The sequence below is a fragment of the Enterobacter cloacae complex sp. SHL012 genome (assembly GCF_049237505.1).
GTDB lineage: Bacteria > Pseudomonadota > Gammaproteobacteria > Enterobacterales > Enterobacteriaceae > Enterobacter > Enterobacter kobei.
Map to the genome: position 1 here is coordinate 249,759 of NZ_JBMKIZ010000001.1, position 12,517 is coordinate 262,275.

Below are 12,517 nucleotides of genomic sequence, written 5' to 3' on the forward strand. Positions count from 1 at the left end.
TTTCCGCAGATGTACGAAAAATTGCGCTATCTCAAGCCGGGTAGCGCACGCATCCCGTAGACTTCCTCCACTGAATTATTTACCTGGTTTATATTTTCGAAGCATACCCAAGAGGTGGAGTGAGTCATGCTTAAGCGTTTCTTTGTTACTGGTACAGATACCTCTGTCGGCAAGACCGTCGTATCCCGCGCATTGCTGCAGGCGCTTGCAGCAAGCGGTAAACGCGTGGCAGGGTACAAACCGGTCGCAAAAGGGAGTAAAGAGACGCCAGAGGGATTGCGTAATAAAGACGCCCTGGTGCTGCAAAGCGTCTCGTCGCTGGAACTGCCTTATCAGGCGGTCAATCCCATTGCCTTAAGCGAAGAGGAGAGCAGCGTGGCGCACAGCGGTCTGATTAATTATCCCCTGCTGTCCGACGGGCTGGCGAACCTGAGCGAGAAGGTTGATCACGTGGTGGTCGAAGGGACGGGCGGCTGGCGCAGCCTGATGAATGATTTGCGTCCGCTCTCTGAGTGGGTCGTCCAGGAACAGCTTCCGGTGGTGATGGTGGTGGGTATCCAGGAAGGGTGCATCAACCATGCGCTACTGACAGCGCAGGCGATTGCCAATGACGGCCTGCCGCTGGTGGGCTGGGTGGCAAACCGTATCAACCCGGGCCTGGCGCACTACGCGGAGATCATCGACGTGCTGAGCGCCAAACTGCCTGGGCCGCTGGTGGGTGAGCTGCCTTATCTGCCTCGTGCCGAGCAGCGCGAGTTAGCGCAGTACATCGATCTCTCTGCCCTCGGCGGCGTGTTGGCCGTAGATCGAGTCGTGGCGTAACGTCCGCGACAGCACGGACGCCACCACACAGGCGACCAGTAAACCGGGCAGTAAAACATACTGTCCGGTCATTTCACAGACCATCAGCGCCGACATAATGGGCGCATGCGTGGTCGCAGCAAGTAGCGTGGCCATTCCCGCCAGTCCCAGCAATATTGCCGTCTCAGAACCCGGTAACCACAGCGCGAAAAGCTGCGCAAACAGCATCCCCGTCGCCATGCCGACAAACAGCGTGGGCGTAAACACGCCGCCCGGTGCACCCGAACCGCTGCTGGCCAGTACCGCCAGCAATTTACAGATAAACACTCCGGCAATCACCGACAGCAGCGGCGGGGCGAGCAGAAAAGCCTGAACCACGCTGTAGCCATTCCCCCATACCTGCGGCGTGAGGAGGGACAGCAGCCCGACGATCAACCCCCCCAGCGCCAGCTGCCACGGCGGCGAAAGTTTGAGACGCAGAAACAGTCCGTGGCTAAACTTCATCAGCCACATCAACAGGGGTCCGCAAAGACCTGCCAGCAGACCCATGGCGACCAGCAGGGCATAATCTGTCGCGGTCAGTATGCCGCTCAGATGGACTTCATAGAGCGTGCTGGCGCCGGGTGCCAGCACGCGCGTGGTCAGAAGCGCCACCACCGCCGCAATAACCACGGGGCCGAGTGAGGCCAGCATGAGCGTGCCAAACAGAATCTCTGCAATAAACAGGCTTCCGGCTAAGGGGGCATGATAAGCGCTGGACATCCCGGCCGCGGCGCCACAGGCGATCCAGAGCTTCCATTCAGATTTGGGCGTAAAACGGCGAGCGAAAAAGGAGGCGGCGAGAGCGGCAAGCAGGATCATGGCCCCTTCGCGCCCGATGGCGCTTCCGCTGGCGACGACCAGCAGCGACGCCAGGGATTTTACAAGGCTGGCACCGTAATCAAACTGGCCGTCCCCGGTCTCCAGCGCCTCCATGTAATCGGTTGGCGCGTGAGGCCGCTGGGCGGTCAGTCGTTGCCATCCCCAGAGCAGTACCCCGGCGGCCAGCCCACCCAGCGCAGGCGTCAGCGCGCGCCGCCAGGACGAGAGCGATGCGGCGGCATTCACCAGGCTACCGCTGTCGTTGCTGAGAAGCAGCCACTCCAGCAGGTACATGCTGTGACGAAACACCGCAACGGCCAGCGCCGCCAGCACGCCGGTGACGGTGGCAATCAACAGTCGGCGAAACATCGCCCGGATGTCGGGGTAAGCATGAAGACGTTGCATGGGTCGCGATTACAGGGGAACGATACAATATTGTGGCGGGAAATCGCGGGGTTAGCAAAAGGTATGCGTGCGAAAGCGCCGGGCGAGGCCCGGCCAGAAGGGTTAACTGTCGCTATGAATATTCAGTGCCCGACGCGTACGCCCGGAACTCAGGTACTCGGCAATATAGTCCTGCGAAATCTCGCCGTTGTAACGCCCGTCCTCATCCACGATCGGCATCCAGCTGGTATTGCTTTCATACAGACGTGACAACACGACGCGCAGGTTGTCTTCCGCCTTGCCGGTCATGCGGAACGGATGCAGGATGTCGCCACAGGTACCGCTGGCGTTGCGCGCTTCGCGACGTTTCACAAAGCCCAGCGGTTTTCCGTGCTCGTCGACCACGGTAATTGCGCGAATGTCATTGTCGTCCATCGTGGCAAAGGCTTCAGGAAGCGGCGTTGAGCTCCGCGCCGTAATGGTCGGCTGCTGGTCGGTGACGTCTCCTGCGGAGACCAGCAGCAGCCGCTTCAGCGTCCTGTCCTGACCAACAAACGAGCCGACAAATTCATTGGCCGGTTTTGCCAGCAGTTCATCCGGGCTGGCACACTGCACGATTTTCCCCTGACGGAAGACCGCGATTCGGTCGCCGAGCTTCAGAGCTTCATCAATATCGTGGCTGACCAGCATCACCGTTTTCTTCAGCTTGCGCTGCATCTCCAGGAACTGGTTCTGGATCACCTCGCGGTTGATGGGGTCCACCGCGCCGAACGGTTCATCCATCAGCAGTACCGGAGGATCCGCCGCCAGGGCGCGGATGACGCCGATACGCTGCTGCTGGCCGCCGGACATCTCGCGCGGATAGCGGCTAAGAAACTTACGCGGATCCATTGCCACCATATCCATCAGCTCTTCGGCGCGGGTTTTGCAGCGCGCTTTATCCCAGCCCAGCATGCGCGGTACAACGGTGATGTTCTCTTCGATAGTCATGTTCGGGAACAGGCCAATCTGCTGGATCACGTAGCCAATATTGCGGCGCAGGGTCACCGTGTCCATCCCGCTGGTGTCTTCACCGTTAATGAGGATTGTTCCGCTGCTGGGTGTGATAAGGCGGTTAATCATCTTCAGGGTCGTGGTTTTCCCGCAGCCGGACGGGCCGAGCAGGACACACATTTCCCCTTCGGGAACGTTCAGGTTGACGTTATCGACGGCCTTAATGGTCTGGCCATGCTTCTGTGAAAAGTGTTTGGTGAGGTTTTCCAGTTTTATCATTATCGAATCCCCTTTGGAGTCAGAACCACCTGCAAACGGTGCAGCAGCCAGTCGAGCACAATAGCTAAAAGACAAATCATCAGCGCGCCCGCAATCAACATGCGAATATCACTTCCGCCAATACCGTTGAGCAGCAGCAGGCCCAGGCCACCCGCGCCGATTACCGCGGCAATCGCCATCACGCCAATATTCATGACGACGGCAGTACGGATCCCACCGAAAATTACCGGCAGCGCCATCGGGATTTCCACCCAGCGCAGACGCTGCCAGAAGGTCATGCCGATGCCCCGTCCGGCTTCACGCAGGCCCGGCGGCAGGCTGTCGAGCGCCGTATGGGTGTTACGTACAATCGGCAGCAGCGAGTAGAGAAACACCGCCGTAATCGCGGGCAGGGCGCCGATACCCTGACCGATCAGCGAAAAGAGCGGGATCATCAGACCAAACAGGGCGATGGACGGAATGGTCAGCACGATGGTAGCGATGCCCAGTACCGGCGTTGCCAGCCATTTATGACGGACAATCAGAACGCCCAGCGGGACGCCGATGAGGATGGCTAAACCCACGGCCAGCGCCACCAGCCACAGGTGCTGCAGCGTCAGGGTTAACAGATAGTCCCAGTTATCCAGGATGTAGTGAACGGTATCCATAGCGCCTCCTACAGCAACTGTTTGCTACGCAGGAAATCACGGGCGACCTGCTGCGGTGACTGATGGTCGATATCCACCTTCTTGTTCAGCTCGGTGATAACGTCGTTGTTGAGCTGGGCGGAGAGGGTATTGAGCGCCTCTTCCAGACCCGGATTAGCCTCCAGCGTGTCTTTACGCACCACCGGAGTGACCGCATAGCTCGGGAAGAAGCCTTTATCATCTTCCAGCACCTTCAGGTCAAAGCCCTTCACGCGCCCGTCGGTGGTGTAAATCAGACCGGCGTCGACAAAGCCGTCGCGCACCGCGTTATAGACCAGTCCCGGGTCCATCTGACGGATCTGCGGGCGGTCCAGCGTCATGTTATAGGCGGCCTGCAGCGGCTTCATGCCGTCGCTGCGCCCGGCAAATTCCAGGTCCAGGCCCAGCAGCCAGTTTTTGTCCGGGTTGGTTTGACGGATCTGCTCAATCTTCGCCACCATCTCTGACATGGTGTTGATGTGTTCCGCCTCGGCGCGCTTGCGCTGCATGGCGAAAGCATAGGTATTGTTCATGTCAGCGGGCTTAAGCCATACCAGACCGTGCTTTGCGTCCAGGCGTTTCACCGTCTCGTAAGACTCCTGCGGCGACATGCGTTTGTTGATGTGGTTAAAGATGATTAATGACGTGCCGGTGTACTCCCAGGTCATATCGATCTGTTTGTTGATCATCGCGTTACGGGAAATCACCGTGGCGATATTGGTTTGCGGCTGTACATGGAATCCTTTCTTCTGTAAATACTGCACGGTCATTGCCGAGAGAATATGCTGCTCGGTAAAGCTTTTGGTTGCCAGGATCAGCGGGGCTGCCATTGCCTGGCTGGTGAAGAGCGCCGCGGCGCACAGCGCCGTCAGGCCGGAAAACAGTCTCATAAAAGCTCCTTGTTATTGTTATTGAGCGAGATGGGGGCTCATCACGCGACCCAGCGCCGCCAGCAGGGTGTCGAGGATCAGGGCGAACAGGGCGGTGGCCGCCGCGCCGAGGATCAGGGTCGGAAAATCGTTCAGGTAGATGCCGGGGAAAATCAGCTCACCGTAGCTGCTGGCACCAATCAGGAATGCCAGCGGCGCGGTACCGACGTTGATGGCGGTGGCGATGCGGATCCCGGAGAGCATGACGGGCCAGGCGTTGGGCAATTCAACCTGACGCAGACGCTGCCATTTGGTCATCCCGATCCCGTTTGCCGCTTCCAGTAACGAGGCCGGAACGGAACACAGTCCCGCGTAGGTATTGCGCACAATGGGCAGCAGCGAGGCAAGAAACAGCGCGATGATGGCGGGCGTATCGCCGATGCCAATCACCACCATCGCCAGGGCCAGCACGGCCAGCGGTGGCAGCGTGTTACCCACGTTGAAAATTTGCATCACATATTCGGCGATACCCCGCGCGGCCGGGCGGCTCAGCAGGATACCGGCCGGAATACCGACCAGCAGGGCAAAAAACATCGACGAGAAAACCAGTATCATGTGCTGTTGCCCGAGATAAATCAGGTCAACCTGACGCGCCTTGATTGTCTCAAGTCCGATCCCCCAGATGAGAAGGGCAAGAACCATGATAATCGCGCCAACAAACAGCAGCGAACGTTTGAGTAATGGGTGCATTGCGGTGTGTCTCCCTGTGCGCATGCGTTATAGCAACCACCGGTTGCCTGTTGTTATGCCATGTTTCGGCAGGGGTAATTGACCTATAGCAAGCGTTTGGGAAGGGTTCCAGCGAAGGGGGAAAATCAGTAACCCTATGAAAAGCGTGACAACCTTAAGTCAGGCCTTATGGCGTAAGGGCTGAATATGGCGCAGGCAGAATAGTCCTAAAGCGCAGCCCATAAAGTGACAGGGTCACGTATCGCGATGTTCCTGTCACCCTGCCTGAGAGCTTTATCTGCTGAGTAGGGGGCGTACACGGCGAACACGCACTGAGATACTGATAATCGATACGGTCGCGACAACGGAGAGCATCAACCCGAGCGCCAGCATGGCGTTGAAGCCAACCCATCTGAAGAGCAGTAACCCGGCGATACCCCCGGTAATGAACGAGAAAAGGGTGGTTAAGTGGGTTTTCAACTGACTTTTTTGTGCTGCGGTATCTTTGGAGTAATCCCTGCGAAGCATGGCAACCGTGACGGAGGCCAGGGAAATTCCCGCGTCCGTCAGCGTGCCGGTAATGTGCGTCGATCTCACCCGTCCGCCGGAAAGCTGTGTGGAGGTTGAATTATGAATGCCCATCAGACAGCACAGGAAAATAATAATCTCGCGGTTGCTGGTGAGCGCATGGAAATACATCTCGTAGAGAGATACGCCGGTCAATAATATCCCTTCGACAAAAAGGATTTGGCAAAAAACCAGCCTGACGTTATGGATAATGCCCCATATCACGATAAGACGCGCAAGGATTGCACCCGCCACAAAGGAGAGAATAATCGAGCCAAAGAAAATGATATCGCTCAGATCGGTGGAGGAGACTTCGCTGGATAATTGTGAGGTGTTGCCGGTCATATGAGAGGGGAAAAAGCCAAAGGCCCCAAGGGCGATGGCGTTGAGTAAACCTGCTGAGGTCGCCAGCCAGAGAGCAAGCCGGCGATCCTCCTGGTGCGTTCGTTCTTTCTTGAGTTTAATCAGCAAGAATACCTCCGGGGTGAGCTTTGCCTGAATAATCAGGCTAGCAAAGCGTGTCGACGGGCTGTCCAGGATATTGCTTAATTATTATTCCCTCTGGCGACGTTGAGGGTTTAGTAATTAAATAAAATATCCTTACGAAAAGTATTCCAAACTGAAACCTCACGCTACGCCATTATTTTCCATCGATTCACCGACAGCCTAAGCACCACATCCGCAAGGGTAAGAGCGATGCGCTGCAGTTGGCTTTCCAGAATGGTGATGCAGTGGTTCCACTCTTTTATTCCTGCCGCAATGCGCTCAGGGTCGTTAAAGCCTGGGTTGTTACGCCACAGCGCTGGGAAGATATAGCGCCTGGCGTCGTTAAGTTCGGTCGCCAGCCAGTCCATCCAGCTCTCAACTTTGGCTCAGAGCTGTGACTCTGCGGGCAGAAGATCGCGACGTCCGGCTTTGCGCGCCAGATAACGGCAGGTGGCGTTAGATTCCCACAGTACGAAATCGTCATCGATCAGTACCGGCACGATGGCATTGGGGGTCAGGGCTCGGAAAGCATCCGTTTCCGTTGAGGCAAAACCGCTGCCGTCATCTTCCTGCTGCCCGTCGATGCCCGCATCTCGCAGGTCCAGAGCACTTTGCGCACGTTGATGGAGGTGGTTTGGCCGAGGATCTTTAGCATAGTGCTGGTGCCCTTTAAGGGTATGAACGATCTAAAACAACACACTGGCTTGAACAGAATTCAACCTCCAAAACTCGGGTGTTTTCTCTCCAGGTCTGTAACAAAAGGACTGATATGGTTGGATAACCAAAATTTATCCGTCGAGGAACTGAAAAAACCGCAGCATGCGTCGCGTTTCATACAGGAGGTACAAACAGGGCTCCAGCTATTCTTAAAGTCGCTGATACTCTGTTTGCAATGGGCTCGTGTGTCTTCATTAACAATACATAAAGGAAGGTTAAAGACCCTTACATCAATACCATATAACTGAAAAATCTCGATGGTGGCGGATAGCGTATCCTTATACTCCCAGGGATCGATAAATACGGCTTCCCGGTTCAGTTTTGCATATCCCATGTTCTCCATGCCCATAAGCGCAACATGCTTAACGAAAAAGAGATTTCGGGAAATAAATTCTGCCAGCGCAGTTAAATATTTTACCGTTAATTTGTTCAGTACAACGCGCAGTTCAATGTCAATCCCGTGTTTGTAGCAATTTAACAAACCGGCCATTGTTTGATCAAATGCCCCTTCGCATTGAACAACATAGTCGTGAATCTCTGAAACATGACCAAAAAGGGGGATGCCGGCGAGCAAATGATGATTACTTTTCTGTGCCAGACGCGCTGTATAGTTCCCCTGACATAAGTAGCGGCCATTCGTCAGCAAGTGTATTAACGTCTGTTGGTTTCTTTCTGAAATCGCCTCAATAATATGAAGCAATCCTTCCTTTAACATTGTCGGTTCCCCCCCCGTAATACAGAGTGCTTCCGGAAAGTGCTTATCATCAATCAGTGAAAGAGTTTTTAGGATCCGCTGCTCAATATCACCCTGGTTAATTGCTGCTTCCGGTTTAGGAGGCTGCGGGCACATTACACAGAGGTTGTTGCAAACTTCAGTCACCAGGAATGCGTTGTTCTTAGAGCTTGCACGAAATAAGCGATGGATCCGCCCCCGCTCGCTGATGGTTATTACATCGCCCTCACTGAAAACAGTTTCTTCTGAAACGACGATAACCGGTGTCTCCCCCTGGGCGATTAAGTCTTCAAAGTTCGGATTGTTCTTTGTACAAATGATTGCTCGTGCTGAGGGCAATGCTGACAGTGGTATCGATTTGCCGGAGGTCAGAAAGACAATGCAATCCGCTGCGATTTGATTTAATTCGACAGCGACTTTACCAAATAGTGCTTCCTTCAGGTGCCAGATGCTTTCTGCCTGAGTAGAAAGAAAAAGCGTATCGTCAGTGCATCGTGTTTTCATTTCATTCCCCATTGCATCAGAATACGACGGGTCTCGCGATCGCCTTCAACAAATCGTTTAATAATCATCGAAATAATACCTTTGTTTTTTAAACAGAAATCGTCTTTACCGGGATGGCCATAAACTGAACCTGTTACCTGATAGCGGCGTACAGGGTCTGCGCCGCAGTAGGGAGCAAACGCACAGTCAGAACAGACGGGCAGGCAGTCATTGACTCCTGCAGAGGCGAGTTCTTGCATGACTGAGCCAAAGAAAAGTTCTTCTGGGCTATTCTCAAAAACACTCCCCATTTTGAAATGCTGATCGCCCGTTTCTGCCATCATTCGGCTTTCATCGCTTGGGTAGATGTTTCCATCATAGTTATACAGTGTGACCCCAAAACCAGATCCACAGGGGGACTGAAGATCCACAAATCCTGTTGCCCAAGGCGTCATGAGCTTTTTCATGATCAATGCAGCATAGGATTCGCGAAATGCAATTCCATCGTGATTAATGCGAATGATGTAATCGAGACACTTCTCATAAAACGCCAGAAATTGTTCCGTGGTATACCCGATTTTATGGAAGTATTTCTGTGCGAAGCCATAAGGATTAAGTTCGCGGATGAAAATACTCCGAAATCCATGGCTTACATATTCATTTATAATCTCTTCAGCCATATCAAGGCTTGGCCGGGTCGTTGTCATCAGTGCGCTAACTCTGTCAAACGCATCACGCCGTTTGATTTTATTAAGCGTTGAAATGAGTGCACTCCATGCACCTGATTTTGCATATTTACGGTTAGCATCATGCAACGCCTGAGGGCCATCAAGCGATGTGCTGATTGAAAAATTATGCTCTAGCAAAAAGTCGAGATCTTCGTCATTCAACTCGCACAAATTAGTACAAACCACGAATTGAATATCTTTTCGGGTATTTTTCCTGTTGACCAAGGCGACGGCCTGACGGATGAGGCCCATATTCAGCGTGGACTCTCCCCCCTGAAATTCAAGCGTAAGCTTGTCTGAAGGCATAGATAAGAATAAATCAATACTCTTTTCAAGGGTCTCCGGACTCATATCATAACGAGATTGATCGGACTGGCAGCTCTTACGAGAGGCCTGACAATAGACGCAGGAGTTGTTACAGCGAACGGTGAGGACAAAAATATGGAGCTGAGAAAAGTTTTCCAGGAATGATTTCTTTGTTCTGTATCGGGAGGAGAGTAAAGCGATCTGGTTGTCATCAATTCCGTTACTGACCATGTGTTTGGCCTTCAGTTCATACCAAAGCGTTTCATCTTCAATCTTCTCCTTATTGATGAGTGTAGTAAGTTGTGAAGGGCTAATACACATCCACTCGCCATAATCAGTCGAAAGGAAATAATTTCCGTCATCCAGTTGGCTGAATCTGAATGGAAGTAGTTGATATGACTGAGAAGCAAACTCAGCGGGAGATTTAAATCTAACGCTCATTGTGCATGATGTCCTGTATACTGAGATCAAGGATGTTAGTCAGGAAGGTATTCATAATGAGAGGTGCATCTGAGAGATATTTTTTATTGATACTTATCCTCAGACAGAACGCCTCTTTAGTGGTAAACTCTACACTCAAATAATCATTGAATTGTTGGGCTATATTCTCTATAGCGCCCTGAGTATAAAAATGTGGGTCAAGCTTGATTATCATCGTCTTATACTACCGATTTTAAAATATCTTGAGTGTCAGCCTGTACCCGTTTTTCAACAAACACGGCGGCCGGGGAGAATGCTTTCCTGACGATCTCTTCATGTAAGGCTGAAGTTTCATCATGAATGATTTGACGCATCTGATTTTCATGAAGTAAATGTAAAAAGCGCTTTGCTACGGAATTCATATCATTAACGCTGTCGTTTTTTTGGTAGATATAGATACCAACATCTTCATTTTCTGATTTGACGGCATGAATGAAGAAATCATCGGTAAACGAGTAGCATGTTTTCATTATAGCTTCACGGCTATAGAGTTTTTTGTTTAGGGGTAACAAAAAATATTCCCCTAATTCATTCTTTCCATGTTTGAGGTTATCCATGAGCATCTCCTTCCGGAATGGCCAGCCTGCAGCTGGCCATGAGTGTTAGCACGTTGAACCAGGCGTGCAGGAATAGTGGCTGGAATGGCTTGCATGACTTGAGTGGCTGTAATGCGCCGCGAATGCTTGTCCTTCCAGAGAAGGTTTAGCCAGTAAAACAGACGTACCAGGTTGCTGTACGCTGTTGCTGGCGGCAACCTTGGAGTGCGTTGGTGCAATTACTGGTGTACTGTTGCTGGCGAACGCTGGGGCGCTCGCACCCGCTATCACCCCAGCAACAATACCCGCAACGACAGGTACGATATTTTTACCTGAAAGTTCGTTGACAGAGCCTTTTACGACTTTTGGCAATGCTTTCATCTGTAATCCTTATCATAGAACGAGAGATAACAGGATTGTTATCGTGAATATGATAAGACACTGTGATATTCGTTCGGGATAATATTTATGTTTGTTATTTGATTTTAATCATGCAGCGAGTAAATAGATTGATTTCAAATTGGAAATTGAAAGGGAACATGTAAGCATTAATTATGCACTTAGTGAAATTAATTCATTTTTTATATGAATAGCCTGCTATCGATAATGTTAATTTTAGCCAGAGATGGAACATCCAATTAACGGAAGGCTAATATATACATTAAAAATTTTATCGCACAATTCTCGGTCAAAACATCGTATCGCTCATTTATAACGCGATGTGATAAACGTCAACGCAGCCGCACAAAGCAGCACTATGCCGCTCAGGGCAAACGTGCTCTGCCAGCCGAGGCGATCAAACACCATACCGCCCGCCGTTGAACCCAGTGCAATGGCGAGCTGGATCACCGCGACCATTAACCCTCCGCCCGCTTCGGCATCCTCCGGTAGCGTTCGGGCGACCCACGCCCACCAGCCCGTCGGTGCTGCCGTCGCCAGCATTCCCCACAAGCCTGACAGCAGGGCAACAATCCACACGTTATGCCCGGTCAAAATCAACGCGCCAGCGATGGCGGCCATCAGCAGTGGAATCGCTATTAACGTCAGGTAAAACGCCGCGTTCAGAACCAGAGTAACGAGAAGGGTGCCAACAAATCCGGCAATGCCGATGGCGAGCAAAATCAGCGATAGCCCGGAGGCGCTGACGTGCGTGACGGTCTCGAGAAATGGGCGCACATAGGTAAACAGCGCAAACTGTCCCATAAAGAACAGGCTGCAGGCTATCAGACCGACGGATACGACAGGCTGGCGAAATAGCCGAAAGACGCCTTCACCTGACGCACCGTTTTTACGCCCGCTCATATTTGGCAGGCTAACGTACTGCCACAGGAATGCGGCGATTGCCACGGGCACCAGACAAAGGAAGGCACCGCGCCAGCCAATGGTTGCACCCAGGTAGCTGCCTAGCGGGGCGGCCACGACCGTTGCCAGCGCGTTACCACCGTTGAAAATAGCCAGCGCGCGCGTGACCTGATGATGGGGAACCAGGCGAATAGCCGTTGCCGCCGACATGGACCAGAACCCGCCGATGGCGATACCGATCAGCGCGCGACCGGTCATATACGTCTGATAGTTCGTGGCGAAGGCAATAATGAGCCCCGAGAGCGCCATCAGTATCGTCATGCCCAGCAGAAGGTGTTTACGATTCATATTCCCGGCAAGCCGGGAGAGGAAGAGGCTGGTCAGTACCGCCAGCGCGCCGGAGATAGCAATGCCCTGGCCTGCAAGCCCCTCCGTCACGCCTAAATCTGCGGCAAGCGGGGTGAGCAGGCTCACGGGCATAAATTCCGAGGCAATCAGGACGAATACGCAAAGGGTCATGGCAAAAATGCCTCCCCAGTACGCATGTTCCTCATGCTGTGAAGTGGTGTGGTTTAATGTGGACATCGTCTGATTTCGC

Annotated in this window: 12 protein-coding genes and 1 pseudogene; 1 reads left to right on the forward strand and 12 read right to left on the reverse strand. The window is 52.8% G+C overall.

Going from position 1 to position 12,517, the window contains the following annotated elements:
• The first annotated feature begins 126 nt into the window (after positions 1 to 126).
• Positions 127 to 822, forward strand: a complete 696-nt coding sequence (gene bioD, locus ACOTY9_RS01270; protein WP_014883635.1) for a dethiobiotin synthase — start codon at positions 127 to 129, stop codon at positions 820 to 822.
• On the opposite strand, the gene clcB is transcribed toward bioD, so the two are convergent.
• The 12 genes and pseudogenes from clcB to ACOTY9_RS01330 form a co-directional block, all read right to left on the reverse strand.
• Complete coding sequence (clcB, locus tag ACOTY9_RS01275; protein ID WP_348565548.1) at positions 757 to 2,067, reverse strand: voltage-gated ClC-type chloride channel ClcB; 1,311 nt, start codon at positions 2,065 to 2,067, stop codon at positions 757 to 759. The genes bioD and clcB overlap by 66 nt on opposite strands.
• Positions 2,068 to 2,169: 102 nt before the next feature.
• Positions 2,170 to 3,318 carry an osmoprotectant ABC transporter ATP-binding protein OsmV gene (gene osmV, locus ACOTY9_RS01280; protein ID WP_348565547.1) on the reverse strand — a complete coding sequence of 383 codons (1,149 nt, stop codon included), beginning with the start codon at positions 3,316 to 3,318 and terminating at the stop codon, positions 2,170 to 2,172.
• Entirely contained in the window at positions 3,318 to 3,965 is a 648-nt protein-coding gene (osmW, locus tag ACOTY9_RS01285) for an osmoprotectant ABC transporter permease OsmW (protein ID WP_014883638.1), read from the reverse strand. Before osmW ends, osmV begins: the two co-directional genes overlap by 1 nt.
• An 8-nt stretch (positions 3,966 to 3,973) precedes the next feature.
• Positions 3,974 to 4,873 carry an osmoprotectant ABC transporter substrate-binding protein OsmX gene (gene osmX / locus ACOTY9_RS01290; RefSeq protein WP_348565546.1) on the reverse strand — a complete coding sequence of 300 codons (900 nt, stop codon included), beginning with the start codon at positions 4,871 to 4,873 and terminating at the stop codon, positions 3,974 to 3,976.
• Positions 4,874 to 4,891: 18 nt separating this feature from the next.
• A complete protein-coding gene (gene osmY, locus ACOTY9_RS01295) occupies positions 4,892 to 5,602 on the reverse strand; it encodes an osmoprotectant ABC transporter permease OsmY (RefSeq protein WP_063861673.1) in 711 nt (236 codons plus the stop codon).
• Between the two features lie 273 nt (positions 5,603 to 5,875).
• Complete coding sequence (locus ACOTY9_RS01300; protein WP_014883641.1) at positions 5,876 to 6,619, reverse strand: YoaK family protein; 744 nt, start codon at positions 6,617 to 6,619, stop codon at positions 5,876 to 5,878.
• A gap of 170 nt (positions 6,620 to 6,789) precedes the next feature.
• Positions 6,790 to 7,289: pseudogene (locus ACOTY9_RS01305) on the reverse strand (glutathione S-transferase family protein); the annotation flags it as partial.
• Positions 7,290 to 7,349: 60 nt separating this feature from the next.
• A complete protein-coding gene (gene hxsC, locus ACOTY9_RS01310; RefSeq protein WP_050862162.1) occupies positions 7,350 to 8,588 on the reverse strand; it encodes a His-Xaa-Ser system radical SAM maturase HxsC in 1,239 nt (412 codons plus the stop codon).
• Positions 8,585 to 10,042: a His-Xaa-Ser system radical SAM maturase HxsB gene (gene hxsB, locus ACOTY9_RS01315; protein ID WP_045269509.1), complete on the reverse strand. Its 1,458-nt coding sequence runs from the start codon at positions 10,040 to 10,042 to the stop codon at positions 8,585 to 8,587. Before hxsB ends, hxsC begins: the two co-directional genes overlap by 4 nt.
• 218 nt (positions 10,043 to 10,260) lie before the next feature.
• A complete protein-coding gene (gene hxsD, locus ACOTY9_RS01320) occupies positions 10,261 to 10,638 on the reverse strand; it encodes a His-Xaa-Ser system protein HxsD (RefSeq protein ID WP_248196546.1) in 378 nt (125 codons plus the stop codon).
• 45 nt (positions 10,639 to 10,683) lie between these two features.
• Positions 10,684 to 10,998, reverse strand: coding sequence for a hypothetical protein (locus tag ACOTY9_RS01325; RefSeq protein ID WP_071922275.1), 315 nt, complete (start codon positions 10,996 to 10,998; stop codon positions 10,684 to 10,686).
• Positions 10,999 to 11,322: 324 nt separating this feature from the next.
• Entirely contained in the window at positions 11,323 to 12,504 is a 1,182-nt protein-coding gene (locus tag ACOTY9_RS01330; protein ID WP_047028291.1) for an MFS transporter, read from the reverse strand.
• Positions 12,505 to 12,517: the final 13 nt, after the last annotated feature.

Bases quoted from the DNA above. Each gene is read 5' to 3' on its own strand.
- bioD (WP_014883635.1), top strand. From the start codon at position 127: ATGCTTAAGCGTTTCTTTGTTACTGGTACAGATACCTCTGTCGGCAAG.
- clcB (WP_348565548.1), bottom strand. From the start codon at position 2,067: ATGCAACGTCTTCATGCTTACCCCGACATCCGGGCGATGTTTCGCCGA.
- osmV (WP_348565547.1), bottom strand. From the start codon at position 3,318: ATGATAAAACTGGAAAACCTCACCAAACACTTTTCACAGAAGCATGGC.
- osmW (WP_014883638.1), bottom strand. From the start codon at position 3,965: ATGGATACCGTTCACTACATCCTGGATAACTGGGACTATCTGTTAACC.
- osmX (WP_348565546.1), bottom strand. From the start codon at position 4,873: ATGAGACTGTTTTCCGGCCTGACGGCGCTGTGCGCCGCGGCGCTCTTC.
- osmY (WP_063861673.1), bottom strand. From the start codon at position 5,602: ATGCACCCATTACTCAAACGTTCGCTGCTGTTTGTTGGCGCGATTATC.
- hxsC (WP_050862162.1), bottom strand. From the start codon at position 8,588: ATGAAAACACGATGCACTGACGATACGCTTTTTCTTTCTACTCAGGCA.
- hxsB (WP_045269509.1), bottom strand. From the start codon at position 10,042: ATGAGCGTTAGATTTAAATCTCCCGCTGAGTTTGCTTCTCAGTCATAT.
- hxsD (WP_248196546.1), bottom strand. From the start codon at position 10,638: ATGGATAACCTCAAACATGGAAAGAATGAATTAGGGGAATATTTTTTG.
- ACOTY9_RS01325 (WP_071922275.1), bottom strand. From the start codon at position 10,998: ATGAAAGCATTGCCAAAAGTCGTAAAAGGCTCTGTCAACGAACTTTCA.
- ACOTY9_RS01330 (WP_047028291.1), bottom strand. From the start codon at position 12,504: ATGTCCACATTAAACCACACCACTTCACAGCATGAGGAACATGCGTAC.